Annotated in this window: 14 protein-coding genes; 6 read left to right on the forward strand and 8 right to left on the reverse strand. The window is 57.5% G+C overall.

What is annotated here, in order from left to right; translation table 11 throughout:
- Positions 1–234 precede the first annotated feature (234 nt).
- Complete coding sequence (locus DSL70_RS00510) at positions 235–810, forward strand: DUF2799 domain-containing protein (RefSeq protein ID WP_162916263.1); 576 nt, start codon at positions 235–237, stop codon at positions 808–810.
- 307 nt (positions 811–1,117) lie between these two features.
- A complete protein-coding gene (locus tag DSL70_RS00515) occupies positions 1,118–2,041 on the forward strand; it encodes a GGDEF domain-containing response regulator (RefSeq protein ID WP_119305945.1) in 924 nt (307 codons plus the stop codon).
- A 110-nt stretch (positions 2,042–2,151) separates the two neighbouring features.
- On the opposite strand, the gene lepA is transcribed toward DSL70_RS00515, so the two are convergent.
- Together lepA and DSL70_RS00525 are read right to left on the reverse strand one after the other, a co-directional pair.
- A complete protein-coding gene (gene lepA, locus DSL70_RS00520) occupies positions 2,152–3,957 on the reverse strand; it encodes a translation elongation factor 4 (RefSeq protein ID WP_119305946.1) in 1,806 nt (601 codons plus the stop codon).
- 158 nt (positions 3,958–4,115) lie between these two features.
- Positions 4,116–5,228 (reverse strand): TRAP transporter substrate-binding protein, encoded by a 1,113-nt coding sequence (locus DSL70_RS00525; RefSeq protein WP_119305947.1) that lies wholly within the window; start codon positions 5,226–5,228, stop codon positions 4,116–4,118.
- Between the two features lie 305 nt (positions 5,229–5,533).
- Here DSL70_RS00525 and DSL70_RS00530 point away from each other — a divergent pair, with 305 nt between their 5' ends.
- The 4 genes from DSL70_RS00530 to DSL70_RS00545 all read left to right on the forward strand — a co-directional run bounded on the left by DSL70_RS00530 (position 5,534) and on the right by DSL70_RS00545 (position 9,183).
- Positions 5,534–6,025 (forward strand): Lrp/AsnC family transcriptional regulator, encoded by a 492-nt coding sequence (locus tag DSL70_RS00530; RefSeq protein WP_119305948.1) that lies wholly within the window; start codon positions 5,534–5,536, stop codon positions 6,023–6,025.
- Between the two features lie 254 nt (positions 6,026–6,279).
- The gene (locus DSL70_RS00535) at positions 6,280–6,519 is read left to right on the forward strand and encodes a FeoA family protein (RefSeq protein WP_119305949.1); all 240 of its coding nucleotides are present in this window, start codon (positions 6,280–6,282) and stop codon (positions 6,517–6,519) included.
- A gap of 91 nt (positions 6,520–6,610) precedes the next feature.
- Positions 6,611–8,950, forward strand: coding sequence for a Fe(2+) transporter permease subunit FeoB (gene feoB, locus DSL70_RS00540; RefSeq protein ID WP_119305950.1), 2,340 nt, complete (start codon positions 6,611–6,613; stop codon positions 8,948–8,950).
- A complete protein-coding gene (locus tag DSL70_RS00545; RefSeq protein ID WP_119305951.1) occupies positions 8,947–9,183 on the forward strand; it encodes a FeoC-like transcriptional regulator in 237 nt (78 codons plus the stop codon). Before feoB ends, DSL70_RS00545 begins: the two co-directional genes overlap by 4 nt.
- 23 nt (positions 9,184–9,206) lie before the next feature.
- Here DSL70_RS00545 and DSL70_RS00550 read toward each other — a convergent pair whose 3' ends face one another.
- From DSL70_RS00550 to rpmI, 6 genes are all read right to left on the reverse strand, one after another.
- Positions 9,207–9,884 carry a nucleotidyltransferase family protein gene (locus DSL70_RS00550; RefSeq protein ID WP_119305952.1) on the reverse strand — a complete coding sequence of 226 codons (678 nt, stop codon included), beginning with the start codon at positions 9,882–9,884 and terminating at the stop codon, positions 9,207–9,209.
- Positions 9,885–9,922: 38 nt separating this feature from the next.
- Positions 9,923–10,315 carry an ASCH domain-containing protein gene (locus DSL70_RS00555; protein WP_119305953.1) on the reverse strand — a complete coding sequence of 131 codons (393 nt, stop codon included), beginning with the start codon at positions 10,313–10,315 and terminating at the stop codon, positions 9,923–9,925.
- Positions 10,316–10,387: 72 nt separating this feature from the next.
- Positions 10,388–12,808, reverse strand: coding sequence for a phenylalanine--tRNA ligase subunit beta (pheT, locus tag DSL70_RS00560; protein WP_119305954.1), 2,421 nt, complete (start codon positions 12,806–12,808; stop codon positions 10,388–10,390).
- Complete coding sequence (gene pheS, locus DSL70_RS00565) at positions 12,805–13,887, reverse strand: phenylalanine--tRNA ligase subunit alpha (protein WP_119306546.1); 1,083 nt, start codon at positions 13,885–13,887, stop codon at positions 12,805–12,807. Before pheS ends, pheT begins: the two co-directional genes overlap by 4 nt.
- A 300-nt stretch (positions 13,888–14,187) precedes the next feature.
- On the reverse strand, positions 14,188–14,547 hold the full coding sequence (gene rplT / locus DSL70_RS00570) for a 50S ribosomal protein L20 (protein ID WP_119305955.1): 360 nt from the start codon (positions 14,545–14,547) through the stop codon (positions 14,188–14,190).
- A gap of 45 nt (positions 14,548–14,592) precedes the next feature.
- Positions 14,593–14,790 carry a 50S ribosomal protein L35 gene (gene rpmI, locus DSL70_RS00575; RefSeq protein ID WP_119305956.1) on the reverse strand — a complete coding sequence of 66 codons (198 nt, stop codon included), beginning with the start codon at positions 14,788–14,790 and terminating at the stop codon, positions 14,593–14,595.
- Positions 14,791–15,023 lie beyond the last annotated feature (233 nt).

A 15,023-nucleotide genomic window follows, 5' to 3' on the forward strand; every position in this document is an offset into this window, starting at 1 on the left:
ACATATTGGAGAGTTTATCGAATTGCCTTTGCACTGTCTGTGGCACCATGGCCCGACTCCGCCTCGTGAACGTTTATCTCACCTGATCCTATACATAAATCATTAACCATATATAGACTGCAGAAAAGTTTCTTTGTGTCTTGACACATATCGCTCGCAAGCAGAGCATTCCGGTCAGAGATGAGATTTGCGGCTATTCAGCCACGCAAGACAATCACGGAGCCGAGACTTCTCATGCGTAGCCTTCTGACCTTCGCCCTTATTGTGCCGCTTCTGGCGGGCTGCGCCAGCCTGTCGCAGGAAGAATGCAAGATGGGCGATTGGGCCAGCGTCGGCACCAATGATGCCATGGAAGGCCGGACAACCGCCCGCTTCGAGGACCATCTCAAGGCTTGCGCCAAATATGATATCGTGCCGGATCAGAAGCTATACAACGAGGGCTATCAGAGGGGGCTGATTACCTATTGCACGCCATCGAACGGCTTTTCCGTCGGGCGCAATGGCTACAGCTACCAGCATATCTGTTCGCCGGCGAGTGAGCCTGAATTCATGCGTGGTTTCATGCGCGGCAGTGAACTGCACGAGGTGGAAACCGAGATCGCCGAGAAGGAACGGGAAATCTCCAGCCTGCGCCGGAACCGGGAAGAACTCATGGCGAACAGGGACAACCCCAAGGCCGCCAAACGTCTCGGATCATTGAGGAACGAGATGGAAGACTTGAAATGGGATTTGAGCTCCCTGCGTTTCAAGAGAGATCGGGCTCTTCTGGAAGCGGATCGCTTTTTGCAGTCGATCGATTCCGATATCTGACCCCACCGACACCAGCAGATCTTACGCGACGACCCGGCTTGAGAGCGTTGGGCGGAATCGCCTGACCAATCTCGGCATTCTGCGGTCAACCGTCGCACCATCGTCATTTTTTCCAAGTTCTGAATTCTGGCAACCAAATCTTTATTCTCTTTGCGTTTAACATCTCTCAGAGACTTTTTATTACGCAACTTTGATTTATTCCAAATTATTGAGATCTCTCCCATTATAGGGAAGCCTCGCTTTCCAATCCTGCTTCTGGCGATAAAGCTGGCAACGGGACACCTCAAGACCAAGTGTTGGAGACCGGATGAAAATTGTACTGGTTGAAGATAATTACGAGGACTGCAAAGCGGTTCGCACCATTCTGGAGCAACGGCGGGAGACCGTGTTCGCCTTCACCAATGGCGACGAGGCATGGAGCTTTGTCCAGCAGACAGCTGACATCGACGTTGTCATCGTCTCTCTCAATCTGAAAGACAACTCCGGGCTTGAAATATGCTGGAACTGCCGCATTCTGGCAACCGCGCGCAAGCCCATGTATGTGGTCGCCATTTCCGAGCAAACCAACGCCCATATTCTGGTGGAAGCACTGGACAGTGGCGCAGACGACTTCTTGCACAAGCCCTTGCAGGAGGAAATCCTGCTGGCCCGTCTGCGCGTCGCGGAACGGGTGGTCATGCTGCAGAAGCAGCTGGTCCAGCTGGCCAATCACGACTCCCTGACCAACCTCTATAATCGCCGCGCCTTTCTGGAGAAGACCCACGCCCTCATCGAGCGGCAGGATCCGGACAGTGCAGTCTCGGCCATCATGTTCGATCTCGACCATTTCAAATCGGTCAATGACCGCTTTGGCCATGATGCCGGTGATGAGGTCATCCGGACCGTCGCCAAGATCGCCTCGGCGGAGGGCGACCTGATCGGTCGTCTGGGGGGTGAGGAATTTGCGCTGATCAGCGAAAGCCAAAGCCTCTATTCGGCGGCCTGTCTAGCCAACCGGATCCGGGAGGCCATTGAAAAGACCGCGATCATGGCAGGCGGCAAGCTGATCAGGATCACCTCGAGCTTCGGGGTTGCGCGCTATTGCGCCGGTGATGATGTGGACAGCCTGCTCAAGCGTGCCGACATGGCGCTCTATCGCTCCAAGGGAAATGGCCGCAACATGGTGACCGTCGACAGGTCCGGCGCCTCACAGAACGAGCAACCCGCACCCCGCCGCACCAAACATGCTTGAGGCCGGAGCAGCAATCCGGCAGCGTCCGAACCTGGTCACCCGATGGCCACAACAAAAAACGGAGCCCGATTGAGCTCCGTCTGTTTCTTCAAATTGGCTGTGGCGCCTTGTCAGCTGTCCATCTTGAGGGCGGCGATGAAAGCTTCCTGCGGAATTTCCACCTTGCCGAACTGACGCATCTTCTTCTTGCCGGCCTTCTGCTTTTCCAGAAGCTTGCGCTTGCGGGTGGCGTCGCCGCCATAGCATTTGGCCGTCACGTCCTTGCGCATGGCCGAGATGGTCTCACGGGCAATCACCCGGCCACCAATCGCGGCCTGAATGGGGATCTTGAACATGTGACGCGGAATGAGATCCTTGAGCTTCTCGCACATGGACCGGCCGCGGATTTCCGCCTGTGAGCGGTGAACCAGCACCGACAGGGCATCGACCGGCTCGTCATTGACCAGAATCGACATCTTGACCAGATCGCCGGGGCGATAGTCGGACAGCTGATAGTCGAAGCTGGCGTAGCCCTTGGAGATCGACTTGAGGCGATCATAGAAGTCGAACACGACCTCGTTGAGCGGCAGATCATACTGGACCATGGCGCGCGAGCCGACATAGCTGAGGTCGGTCTGCACGCCGCGGCGGTCCTGACAGAGTTTCAGGATGGCACCGAGATATTCGTCCGGCGTCATGATGTTTGCCTTGATCCACGGCTCGCGAATCTCGGCAATCCGGACCACATCCGGCATGTCGGCCGGGTTGTGCAGGGTGATCTCTTCGCCGTTGGTCATCTTCATCTCATAGACCACGCTCGGAGCGGTGGCGATGAGATCCAGATCGAACTCGCGGCTGAGGCGCTCCTGAATGATTTCCAGATGCAGCAGGCCAAGGAAGCCACACCGGAAGCCGAAGCCAAGCGCGGCCGAGGTTTCCATCTCGAAGGAGAAGCTGGCGTCATTGAGGCGCAGCTTGCCCATCGCCTGACGCAGATCCTCGAAATCATTGGCGTCGACCGGGAACAGGCCGCAGAAAACCACCGGCTGGGCCGCGCGGAAACCAGCAAGTGGCTTCTCGCAAGGGCGCTTGACATGGGTGATGGTATCACCGACGCGCGTATCGGCCACTTCCTTGATCGAAGCGATCAGGAATCCGACCTCACCGGGACCAAGAACATCCACATCAACCATCTTCGGCGTGAAAATGCCGATGCGGTCGATGTCATAGGCAGCATTGGTGCCCATCATGCGGATCCGTTCGCCCTTGCGCAGCTCGCCGTCGATGATCCGTACGATCACCACAACGCCGAGATAGACGTCATAGTAGCTGTCGACCAGCATGGCCTTGAGCGGCGCTTCCTTGTCGCCTTCCGGCGCTGGCAGGCGATGGACGATGGCTTCGAGGGTTTCCTTGATGCCGATGCCCGATTTGGCGCTTGCCTCGATGGCGTTCGATGCGTCAATGCCAATCACATCCTCGATCTGCTCGCGCACCCGCTCCGGCTCGGCGGCCGGCAGGTCGATCTTGTTGAGAATGGGGACGATTTCATGATCGTTATCGATGGCCTGATAGACGTTTGCCAGGGTCTGGGCTTCCACCCCTTGCGAGGCGTCCACGACCAAGAGGGAGCCTTCACAGGCGGCCAGAGACCGGCTGACCTCATAGGCAAAGTCGACATGACCCGGCGTGTCCATCAGGTTCAGCGTATAGGTCTCGCCGTCATCTGCCAGATATTTCAGGGAAACGGTCTGGGCCTTGATGGTGATACCGCGTTCCTGCTCGATTTCCATGCTGTCGAGCACCTGCTCACGCATTTCACGGTCGCTCAAGCCCCCGGTTGCCTGAATCAGCCGGTCGGCGAGCGTGGACTTCCCATGATCGATATGCGCGATGATGGAGAAGTTGCGGATTTTTTCAAATTTTTGTTTGCTCATGGCAGCGCTTATACCCTTGCTCTCATGCACAGAGAAGAGAGAATTCCTGCCTTTCTCATGCTTGGCTCAAAAAATCCAGTCCCAAATGCAAAACCCGACCATAAAAGGCCGGGTTTATACAGATTCGGGGCCGGACTTCGGCGCGATGAGAGTAAAGGCTAGATCAGCCCCTTCTGGATCGCCATATGGCGCACCCGCACGATTTCCGCCTCGGCGACCATAATATAGTCGTCGGCGATATTGCGGTATTTCAGGAAGCTGTCGTAAATCTCGCCAGCCAGCGGCGAGCTTGCGGCCACTTCCTCGAGCACACCCTTGGTTTCCTTGGCCATGGCCATCATCAGTTCATCGGGCAGCTTGCGCAGCTGGACACCATCCTTGGCCAGCAGCTTCGGCAGGGACTCCGCGTTGTTATACTGATAGTCCGCCATGGTTTCGAGCGCTGTGGACTGGGCGGCTTCCTTGACGATCGCCTGCAAATCCTCCGGCAGCCCGAGATACTTGTCCTTGTTGACGATGATCTCAAGGCCTGCACCCGGTTCGTGGAAGGCGGGCAGATAGTAGTTGTGCACCACCTTGTAGAGGCCAAAGGCCAGATCGTTCCACGGGCCAACCCATTCGGCCGCGTCGATGGTGCCATTCTGCAGGGCGGAGAAGATATCTGTTGCTGGCAGCATCACGACCGACACGCCAAGACGGCGCATGACTTCACCACCGAGACCGGCGATGCGCATCTTGAGACCCTTCAGGTCATCAAGGGTCTTGAGTTCCTTGGCGAACCAGCCACCAGCCTGAGTGCCCGAAGCACCGGCGTAGAACGGAATGACATTGAACGGATCATAGGCCCGTTCCCAGAGCTCCTGCCCGCCACCAAAGCGCAGCCAGGCGGCATGCTCGATCTGGGTGAGGCCGAACGGCACACCGGTATAGAAATGGAAAGACGGATCCTTGCCCTGCCAGTAGTAGGAGGTTGCGTGGCCGATTTCGGCTGCGCCACTGGAAACGGCATCAAACACTTCAAGCGGCGGCACGAGCTCACCGGCGCCAAACACCTTGATGACCAGACGCCCGCCGGACATCTTGCCAACCCGCTCGGCAAACCGCACACCGTTGATCCCGACGCCCGGCAACTGCTTTGGCCACGACATCGGCATCTTCCAAACGATCGACTCGTTGGCTTTCACGACGGCCGGGCTGGCCAGCGTTGCCGCACCACCAACAGCAAGCCCGGTCAACACCGAACGGCGGTCCAGTGATCCACCTTTTTTCATTAAATTATCCTCCGACTGCAAAATGAACGTGAAATATTGTTATTTTGTCGGCCATGCTTGCACGACCTAGAGGCGAGCGCAAGATCTGGCCACGCTCGACCATTTCATTTCCTCATACAAATGCGCAGACTGTTTTCTTTTGCCATCCTATTTTGGTTTATATCTCGAATAAATGAGTGGATTACCGCCAAGGGTGCGCCGCATTCTCGCACTGTGTCGGTTTGACTACACAGCAATTTCCTGTAACTAGATAGTCTATTGCGGAATAATGTTTCGCATTCCCACTCAAAAAAGGATCTGAAAGCGTGCCGCGCAAAAGCTCCAAGCTCGATCGGATTGATCTGCACATCCTGGATGAGCTCCAGAAAAACGCCCGTATCACCAACAAGGCTCTTTCTGAGATCGTCGGTTTGTCGCCCAGCCCATGCCTGCAAAGGGTCAAGCGGTTGGAGGATATCGGCCTGATCAGCGGCTACCTCGGTCTTATCAATCTGGAAGCGCTTTGCCGCCATGTCACGGTGGTTGCGACCATCACGATCCGCGATCACGATCATTCCATCTTCTCGACCTTCGAAAAAGCCATCGCCGAACTGCCCGACGTGGTCGAGTGCCTGAAGATGTCCGGCTCCTTCGACTATCTGGTCCGCTTTGTCTGCACCGACATCCAGCGCTACCATTCCGTCACCGAAGACCTGCTCGTGCAGGTGGGCGGCAAGATGCAGATTGCCAGCCACGTGGTTTTGGACCAGACGAAACAATATCATGGAGTCGACCTTGAAGGTCTGGTTCACGGTTGATCATTTGTTTCTGTTAGACGCCGGCTGAGAAGCAGTATTTCTAAGGGTATATACTTAAACAAATAGTTGTTATCAAAGGATTCATCAAAAATCTGTATCTTTTTTTCAAGTTTTTAGCGTTTTTTGATGCATATCAATTGACATTGAAGCCATTTCGCACGATGAATTTGCAAGTCATTCTCAATTATTCGAACATCTGCCGTTTGGGGAAGTCGACAGACCGTCCGATCCAAGTGAAGAAACGGAGTTCATAAATGATTGCTACTCTCAATGATCTCACAATTGGAGATCATGGTCGTATCGCCAGGCTGGATATCTCCAACCGGGCATACAAACAGCAATTGATGGCTATGGGGCTGACCCGCGGAACAGAGTTCACGGTCATGCGCATTGCTCCTCTGGGAGACCCGATCGAAATCAAGATTCGCGGAAGCGCCTTGTCGCTGCGCAAGTCCGACACCATTGGTGTTCAGATCGAGACCGAAGACAAATAGTCCACTACCACGACGTTTCTCTAACAAATTCAATCGGAAGCAACGCTCCTGGTGCGGCAGCGAACGGTAGCGTTATGCATAGAGAAAGCTGATGACAGATATTCGTATCGCTTTTGCAGGGAATCCGAACTGCGGCAAGACAACGCTTTTCAACGCCCTGACGGGTGCCCGGCAGCGGGTCGGCAACTGGCCAGGGGTCACGATCGACCGCAAGGAAGGCCACTACAGCCACAATGGCAACACTGTGGTGATTGTCGATCTTCCCGGCACCTATTCTCTCGATACCACCTATTCAAGCGGTCTAGATGAGGCCATCGCCCGGGATTACATCCTGGAAGGCGAGGCCGATCTGGTCGTCAATATCGTTGACGCGGCCAATCTGGAACGCAACCTCTTTCTGACAACCCAGCTTCTGGATATGCGCGTCCCGATGATTGTAGCCCTGACCAAGACAGGTCTTGCGCGCAAGGAAGGGATCGAGATCGACGTCGACAAGCTGTCCGCGATGCTGAGGGTTCCCGTCATCTCCGTTGACCGGAAGGATCGCATCAATCAGGACAGGTTGAAGGGTCTGATTGAGGAAGCCGCAAGGGAAAAGGTCATCAGCGACGTTTCCGTAACCTATGATCCGGCGCTGGAAGAGGTTTTGGAGCGGCTGGAGGAATCCTTCTCCGCTATCGCACAGGCCAAGGGTGTCGACAAGCGCTGGCTGGCCGTGAAATCTCTTGGTGGCGACGGCAAGGCGCTGTCCTTCCTTGATGACCGGGCCGAGGCGCTGCTCAATGGCGAGATCACCCGGATTGTCGAGGAGCAGGACGAAGATGCCGACCTGCTGATTGCCGACGGGCGCTACAGTTTTGCCAATGATATGGCGCGCGAAGCCATTCGCCATATCCGTCAGGTGCCAAAGACCTGGACCGAGCGCATCGACGGTGTCGCTCTGGGCCGTATTCTGGGCATTCCGATCTTTCTGCTGACCATGTATGTGATGTTCCTGCTGACCATCAATCTGGCCGGAGCCTTCATCGATTTCTTCGATATTCTGGCTGGTACGGTCATTGTTGACGGTCCGGCCCACTGGATGGCCAGCATCGGCGCACCTGACTGGATGATTGCCATTCTGCCAAAGGGCATCGGCGTCGGCATCCAGACGGTTGCCACCTTCGTGCCGGTGGTTGCCTTCCTGTTTCTGTTCCTGACCATTCTGGAAGAGAGTGGCTACATGGCCCGTGCAGCCTTCGTCGTTGACCGCGCCATGATTTCCATCGGCCTGCCGGGCAAGAGCTTTGTTCCGATGCTGCTCGGGTTTGGCTGCAACGTGCCCGCCATCATGGCCTCCCGGACGCTGGACAACCCGCGCGACCGTATCGTGACCGCTCTCATGGCACCGTTCATGTCCTGTGGTGCCCGTCTGCCGGTCTACGCACTGTTTGCAGCGGCCTTCTTTCCGACCGGAGGCCAGAATCTGGTCTTCCTGCTCTATATCATCGGTATCCTGTTTGCCGTCTTCACGGGTCTCGTGCTCAAGAAGGCCGTGTTTGGTGGCAAGGCGCTGCCGTTCCTGATGGAGCTGCCCCCCTACCAGCTGCCAAGCATCTCGACGGCCCTTATCCGGACATGGGACCGGGTGAAGCAGTTCATTCTGGGTGCTGGCAAGGTGATTGTCGCCGTCGTCTTCTTCCTGAGCATTCTCAACTCGATGGCAATGGACGGCAGCTTCGGCCATGAAGACAGCGAGCATTCCGTGCTGGCTACCATCGGCAAATCCCTCACGCCGGTTGTCGAACCGCTCGGCATCCATGAAGAGAACTGGCCGGCAACGGTCGGGCTGTTCACCGGCGTCTTTGCCAAGGAAGCCGTGGTCGGAACGCTGAACTCCCTCTACAGCCAGATCGACGCCAGCAGCGCCGATGCGGCCGCCGCACCGGAAGAGGGTTTCGATTTCTTTGGCGGCATCGCGGATGCCTTTGCCACCATCCCGGCCAACCTCAGCGATCTGGCCGGAGCCCTTTCCGACCCGCTCGGAATGAGTGTTGGCGACGTGTCGACGCTCGACAGCGCAGCAGCTGAGCTGGAGGTCGACAACGCAACCTTCTCCGCCATGGTCGCCCGGTTCGACGGCAAGGTTGGGGCCTTCGCCTATCTCTTGCTGATCCTGCTCTATGTGCCATGCGTGGCCGCCGTCGGGGCCCTGTTCCGGGAAATTGGACGCAAATGGACCTTTTTCGGGATCGGCTGGACGACGCTCATGGGCTATTGCACCAGTGTCTTCGCCTATCAGGTGGGCACCTTCTCGCGCCATCCGCAAAGTTCGACGGCCTGGATCATCGTGACGGTCGCAGCCGTGGGGATCACCGTCGCTCTCATGTATTTCTTCAGCCACCGCAATCAGCGGCGGCCCGGTGAACTGGCAAGGAGCTCTGTATTATGATCTTGTCCGATGTCAATCGCTACCTGCGGGATCGCGGGCGGGCCAACACCTCCGATATCGCCCTGCATTTCGGAATAGCACCAACCGCCGTTGAGGGCATGTTGCAGACCCTGCAGGAACGCGGGCGCGTGCGTCCCCTGCCCGCTCAGGCGTCTCCCTGTGGCACATCCTGCTGCAATTGCTCCAGCAGTGCCTGTGCCTCGCAGATGTGGGAAGCCATCAAGAAACACTGACTGGTGACAGAGGCCGAAGTCTTCTAGGACAGCTGCTCTGAGGACAGAAACTCCGGGCGCATCGGCTCTCCGGTTTCCCAATCGAGGATTTTCAGCTCAGGCCAAAGGCGGGACATGCGTCTCGCCTTTTCTGCATAATGGGCCCGGTTGCTCTCCAGCCTGTGACAGGGGCGAATGGTGAGCGCAAAGATATCCTCCAGCCCATAAGGGGCGGCAATCGACAGACTGTCATCGCGCTCCAGCCGGACAGCCACCGCGTGGGTGGTGCACATGTAGAATTCCAGGCTCTCGTCCGTGGAAGACAGCTCGGGATAGGCGCCGCCAAATTTCTCCGGATACCACAGATGCACCCGCGCCTGATTGCGCACCTCGATGCGCCCCTTCCATGCGGCCAATGCCTCATCCACCTGTGCGATCACCGCGTCCTCGGCCTCCCATGAGCGGTCGGCCGGATCGTGGTAGGCGACGTCATAGTCCTTGATGCCATGGCCCTGTGGGCGGCCCGTCAGGCGGTTCCAGACGGTCTGGTAGATTGCACCGGAGACCAGCCGCCAGTCGGGCAGATCGAGCGTCCGCAGCCCTTCAAGAATCTCCATCAGCTGGTCATCCTCGCGAATGAAGCGGATCAGAAGACTGCGTCTTGTCTGCTCGTCCAGCGCCTCGTCATCCTTGTCCCTGCGCACCACAAACGGGCTATCCATGGCAACTCCTCACGGTATCATTTCAAAGGCAAACGGGATCAGCGTTCGAGAATCTCAAGCACTCTGAAGCGCTCGCAAACCAGTTTCATATCGGGAGAAAAGCCGCCATTGCGGGTGAAATAGTCCTTGTGGCCTTCCCGCCAAAAGTCATACGAGAGATCGCCTTCGCCCTCGGCACGAGCGAAAGCCTCGTCGACTTCATCGAACCGGCGAATGGTCACCTCAAGGGTTTCAATCATGACGGCGGGCCTGTTGAGGCCATCAAGCAGAATATAGACATCCCCAACCTTGGGCAGGGGAATATTGTTCTTTTCCATCAGGAGAAGCGAGTCGCAGGAAGCTGTTTTCCTGCCTTCAAGCACCAGAGCCAGAAGCGCATCGGCCAGTTCGGGCGTATCACCCATTGCGTAGGAATCGACAACGTCAACCATGGCTCACCCCCGCCAATGCCAGAAAGGAACATCCCGCAGCTCTCATGAACCGCGGGATGTCGGATGGGTCAATCAGCCGCGCAGCTCGCCGCCGGTTGCCTTGGCAACGGCTTCGACGATCTTCTTGGAGATGGCTTCCAGATCCTCGTCCGTCAGGGTCTTGTCCTTCGGCTGAAGGGAAACCTCGAAGGCGACGGACTTCTTGCCCGGCTCCATATGTTCCCCTTCATAGACGTCGAACAGGCTGACATCGGTGATCAGTTTCTTGTCGGCACTGGCCGCGGCCTTGAGCACCGTCGCTGCGGTCACTTCATGGGCAACCACGAAGGCGAAGTCACGACTCAGCGGCTGCAGGTCCGAAAGCTGCAGGGCAGCACGGGACTTGGCAGCCTTCTTCTTCGGTTCCGGCGCGGCCTCGATGATGATCTCGAATGCACAGACAGGGCCGTCGACTTTCATTGCATCGAGGATCTTCGGATGCAGTTCACCAAAGGTGCCGAGCACGACTTTCGGGCCAAGCTGGATCTTGCCGGAGCGACCCGGATGGTACCATTCAGGCCCACCGGCGACGATCTGCAGCTTGGAGCTGTCCAGCCCCATGGATTCCAGCACCGCCAAAGCATCCGCCCGCACGTCAAAGACATCAGCCTTCTTGGCCGGATCGCGCCAATGGCGACCGCTGCCTGCGATCTGGACGGCACCCCGGCGCAGACCGGTGGCATGGGTGAACTGGTCTTCCGGCTTGTCGCCAAGGAAGATCTGGCCAACCTCGAACAGGGCGAGGTCGTCAAAGCCGCGGTCGACGTTGCGCTGGGCCGCCAGCAGCAGGCCGGGCAACAGGCTCGGGCGCATGTCGGACAGATCGGCGGAGATCGGGTTGGTCAGGGCCAGTTCCGGCTTGCCACCACCGAACAGCTCGGCAAGGGACTTGTCGACAAACGACCATGTCACCGCTTCCACCATGCCCCGTGCAGCCAGTTGGCGGCGGGCCTGACGGATACGCTTCTGGCGCTCGGTCAGCGGCGGCTGGGTCACGGCGTTGTGCCGTGGCAGGGCTGCGGCAGGAACGCGGTCGACACCAACGATGCGGGCCACTTCCTCGACGATATCGGCCTTGCCGTGCACATCGGGACGGAAGGTCGGAACCGCAACCTTGACATGTTCGCCAACCCCGGAAACCCAGAAGCCGAGGCGCTTGAGTACGGTCTTGATTTCCAGCTCGGGCACATCGAGACCGGCGAGACGCTTGACCTCGGAGAGCGGGAAGTCGATGATCTTGTCAGAAATGGGCGCTTCACCGGCAACGACCATTCGGGATGGCTCGCCGCCACACAGATCCATCACCATCCTGGCTGCCAGATAGCCGCCGGGAATGACGAAGGACGGATCGACCGTGCGCTCGAAGCGATAACGCGCATCGGACTGGATGCCGAGGGCGCGACCGGAACGAGCCGTCCGGATCGGATCGAACCAGGCACATTCGATGAAGACATTGGTGGTTTCCGGCTGGGAGCCAGTGCCTTCGCCGCCCATGATGCCACCAAAGCCGACCGGGCCATTGTCGTCAGCGATGACGCAGATGTCCGTGCCTTCCTTGATCTCATATTCCTTGCCATCGAGCGCAACCATCTTCTCGCCCGGCTTGCCAAGGCGCACATGGATGTTGCCAGCCACCTTGTCTGCGTCATAGACATGCAGCGGACGGCCGCGATCGTAGGAAATGTAGTTGGTGATATCGACAAGAGCGTTGATCGGGCGAAGACCGATGGCCCGCAGACGCCGCTGCAGCCAGTCCGGGCTCGGGCCGTTCTTGACGCCCTTGACGTAAACGCCAGTGAAGATCGGGCAGATCGGGTTTTCGCCCTCTTCCTTCAGGACAACATCGAGCGGGCTGTCAAAGCTGCCTTCGATGACCGCCGGGTGATGCTCCTTGAGAGTGCCGATACCGGCACCAGCCAGATCACGGGCGACGCCATAGACGCCGAGCGCGTCACCGCGGTTTGGCGTGATGGCGATGTCGATCACCGGATCGTCAAGACCGAGCACAGGGGCAAACGGTTCGCCGAGCGGTGCATCGGCTGGCAGCTCGATGATGCCGTTATGCTCGTCGGAAATGCCCATTTCGCGCTCGGAGCACATCATGCCGTTGGATTCGACCCCACGGATGACGGTTGGCTTCAGCTTCATGCCATTGGCCGGAATGATGGAGCCGTTCTGGGCCAGAACAACCTTGATGCCAGCCCGTGCATTGGGAGCACCACAGACGATCTGCAGCACTTCCTTGCCGGTGTTGACCTTGCAGACATGCAAGCGATCGGCGTCGGGATGCTGGACGGCTTCCTCGACATAGGCAACAGTGAAATCCTTCAGCATTGCAGCCGTATCGATGACTTCCTCGACCTCAAGGCCGATGATGGTAAGCTTGTCGAGAATTTCCTCCAGAGACGCGTCGGTCTCCAGATAATCCTTCAGCCAGGACAGTGTGAATTTCATGAGGAAAGCCCTCCTACAAGTCCGGGAATGTCAAGGGGACGGAAGCCATAGTGATCGAGCCAGCGCTTATCACCGTTGAAGAAGGCTCTGAGGTCCGGCATGCCATATTTCAGCATGGCGATGCGGTCGATGCCCATGCCGAAGGCAAAACCGGTGTAGCGGTCCGGATCAAGATTGCAGTTGCGCAGCACATTCGGATGCACCATGCCGCAGCCAAGGATTTCGAGCCAGTCGTCACCCTCGCCGATGCGCAGTTCGTTGCCGACGCGCTGGCAGCCGATGTCGACTTCCATGGACGGTTCGGTGAAGGGGAAGTGGGAGGCGCGGAAGCGCATCTTGACACTGTCCACCTCGAAGAAGGCCTTGCAGAATTCTTCCAGCGTCCACTTCAGATGCCCCATGTGGATGCCTTCCTCGATGACGAGGCCTTCCACCTGATGGAACATCGGGGTGTGGGTCTGGTCGCTGTCGCAGCGATAGGTGCGGCCCGGGCAGATGACACGGATCGGCGGTTGCTGCGACATCATCGTGCGGATCTGCACCGGCGATGTGTGAGTGCGCAGAACCTTCTGGTTGCCTTCGGCGTCAACCGGAAGGAAGAAGGTGTCATGCTCCAGACGGGCCGGATGATCGGGCGGGAAGTTGAGCGCCGTGAAGTTGTAGAAGTCTTCCTCGATGTCGGGACCTTCAGCAACTGCGAACCCCATGTCGGCAAAGATTGCGGTCAGTTCGTCGGTCACCTGAGCAATCGGATGCACCCGGCCGTCAAATGTTGCGCCCATGCGGGTCGGCAAGGTGACGTCGACTGTCTCGCTTTGCAGGCGGGCGTTAAGCGCCTGATCCTTCAGGACTTCCTTGCGCGCGCCGAGCAGATCGCCAACCCGGTCTTTCAGACCGTTGAGGGCCGGGCCCATTTCCTTGCGCTCTTCCGGGCTCATCTTGCCCAGGGTTTTCATCAGTTCCGAGATCTTGCCCTTCTTGCCAAGAGCCGAGATGCGGACTTCTTCCAGTGCAGGCTCATCAGTGGCCGCTTCAATAGCGGCGGAGATCTCCTGCTCGAGTGATTTGAGTTCCGACATAATCATTCCGTTTTGGGCCATTCCGTATGGACCGGTCTGACCGGGCTTCTACCCTACGAGACTTTGCTGTGTGCGTTGTAACAGATTGGCAGGGACAATAAAGGGCCTTTTCCTCACTTAATCCCCTCAATCTCCCCGAGAAAAAATAAAAACCCGCCTCGACTGCTCGACGCGGGTTTTCAAACCTTGCAAATATTCGTGCGCCGATACGAAATCTCTACAATTCCAGCTGGAATTGCCAGTATTTCGGCCTCAACACGACTTCCTGCAAAAAGCGATGCTTTTTAACCGGAATGCGCCTTAGGCGGCAGCAGAAGATTTGGCTTTCTCAACCAGGCTTGCAAAAGCCTCTGGCTGATGAATTGCCATATCCGAGAGGACCTTGCGGTCGATTTCGATGCCAGCCTTGTTGAGGCCGTCGATAAATCGACCATAGGTCAGGCCCTGTTCACGAACAGCGGCGTTGATACGCTGGATCCACAGAGCGCGGAAGTTGCGCTTCTTGGTCTTGCGGTCGCGATATGCGTACTGGCCAGCTTTTTCAACGGCCTGTTTCGCAATGCGAATGGTTGAACGACGGGCGCCATAGTAACCTTTGGCAGCCTTGAGGGTCTTTTTGTGACGGGCATGAGCCGTTACACCGCGTTTTACACGTGCCATGATTTTATCTCCTTTACCAGAATGCTGTTCTCAAGCTACTCGCGCTTATTTGTAAGGCAGGTACTGCTTGACGATCTTTGCATCCTGCTCGCTGAGAGTGGTGGTACCACGTGCTTTGCGGATGAATTTGGTGGTGCGCTTGATCATGCCGTGGCGTTTGCCAGCCTGTGCGGTCACGACCTTGCCAGAACCGGTTACCTTGAAGCGTTTCTTGGCACCGGACTTAGTCTTCAGCTTGGGCATTTTGCTCTCCTGAAATCCTTGGCGGACTGTTGTTCTTGATGAAGCTCGAAGATGAAGGCAGCTGCCTCGAAAGGCATCCGATCCGTCCATCCCGGATTGAGCATTTCCAACTCCCCACGGCAGCCCTAAATTCAGCCGGGCGAGTCGTTTCCTTCTGCACACTGCGCTGCCCCCTCATCTCGAGAGACCGAGCACTACGCGTACAGACTGGCGGGTTATACCGATGCGCGCGA

This window comes from Cohaesibacter haloalkalitolerans, assembly GCF_003574655.1.
Taxonomy (GTDB): Bacteria; Pseudomonadota; Alphaproteobacteria; order Rhizobiales; family Cohaesibacteraceae; genus Cohaesibacter; species Cohaesibacter haloalkalitolerans.

What these genes read in the sequence shown, in the direction of transcription:
- feoB (WP_119305950.1), top strand. Translation starts at nt 6,611, where the DNA reads ATGACAGATATTCGTATCGCTTTTGCAGGGAATCCGAACTGCGGCAAG.
- DSL70_RS00550 (WP_119305952.1), bottom strand. Translation starts at nt 9,884, where the DNA reads ATGGATAGCCCGTTTGTGGTGCGCAGGGACAAGGATGACGAGGCGCTG.
- DSL70_RS00515 (WP_119305945.1), top strand. Translation starts at nt 1,118, where the DNA reads ATGAAAATTGTACTGGTTGAAGATAATTACGAGGACTGCAAAGCGGTT.
- rplT (WP_119305955.1), bottom strand. Translation starts at nt 14,547, where the DNA reads ATGGCACGTGTAAAACGCGGTGTAACGGCTCATGCCCGTCACAAAAAG.
- DSL70_RS00525 (WP_119305947.1), bottom strand. Translation starts at nt 5,228, where the DNA reads ATGAAAAAAGGTGGATCACTGGACCGCCGTTCGGTGTTGACCGGGCTT.
- rpmI (WP_119305956.1), bottom strand. Translation starts at nt 14,790, where the DNA reads ATGCCCAAGCTGAAGACTAAGTCCGGTGCCAAGAAACGCTTCAAGGTA.
- pheS (WP_119306546.1), bottom strand. Translation starts at nt 13,887, where the DNA reads ATGTCGGAACTCAAATCACTCGAGCAGGAGATCTCCGCCGCTATTGAA.
- lepA (WP_119305946.1), bottom strand. Translation starts at nt 3,957, where the DNA reads ATGAGCAAACAAAAATTTGAAAAAATCCGCAACTTCTCCATCATCGCG.
- pheT (WP_119305954.1), bottom strand. Translation starts at nt 12,808, where the DNA reads ATGAAATTCACACTGTCCTGGCTGAAGGATTATCTGGAGACCGACGCG.
- DSL70_RS00545 (WP_119305951.1), top strand. Translation starts at nt 8,947, where the DNA reads ATGATCTTGTCCGATGTCAATCGCTACCTGCGGGATCGCGGGCGGGCC.
- DSL70_RS00510 (WP_162916263.1), top strand. Translation starts at nt 235, where the DNA reads ATGCGTAGCCTTCTGACCTTCGCCCTTATTGTGCCGCTTCTGGCGGGC.
- DSL70_RS00555 (WP_119305953.1), bottom strand. Translation starts at nt 10,315, where the DNA reads ATGGTTGACGTTGTCGATTCCTACGCAATGGGTGATACGCCCGAACTG.
- DSL70_RS00535 (WP_119305949.1), top strand. Translation starts at nt 6,280, where the DNA reads ATGATTGCTACTCTCAATGATCTCACAATTGGAGATCATGGTCGTATC.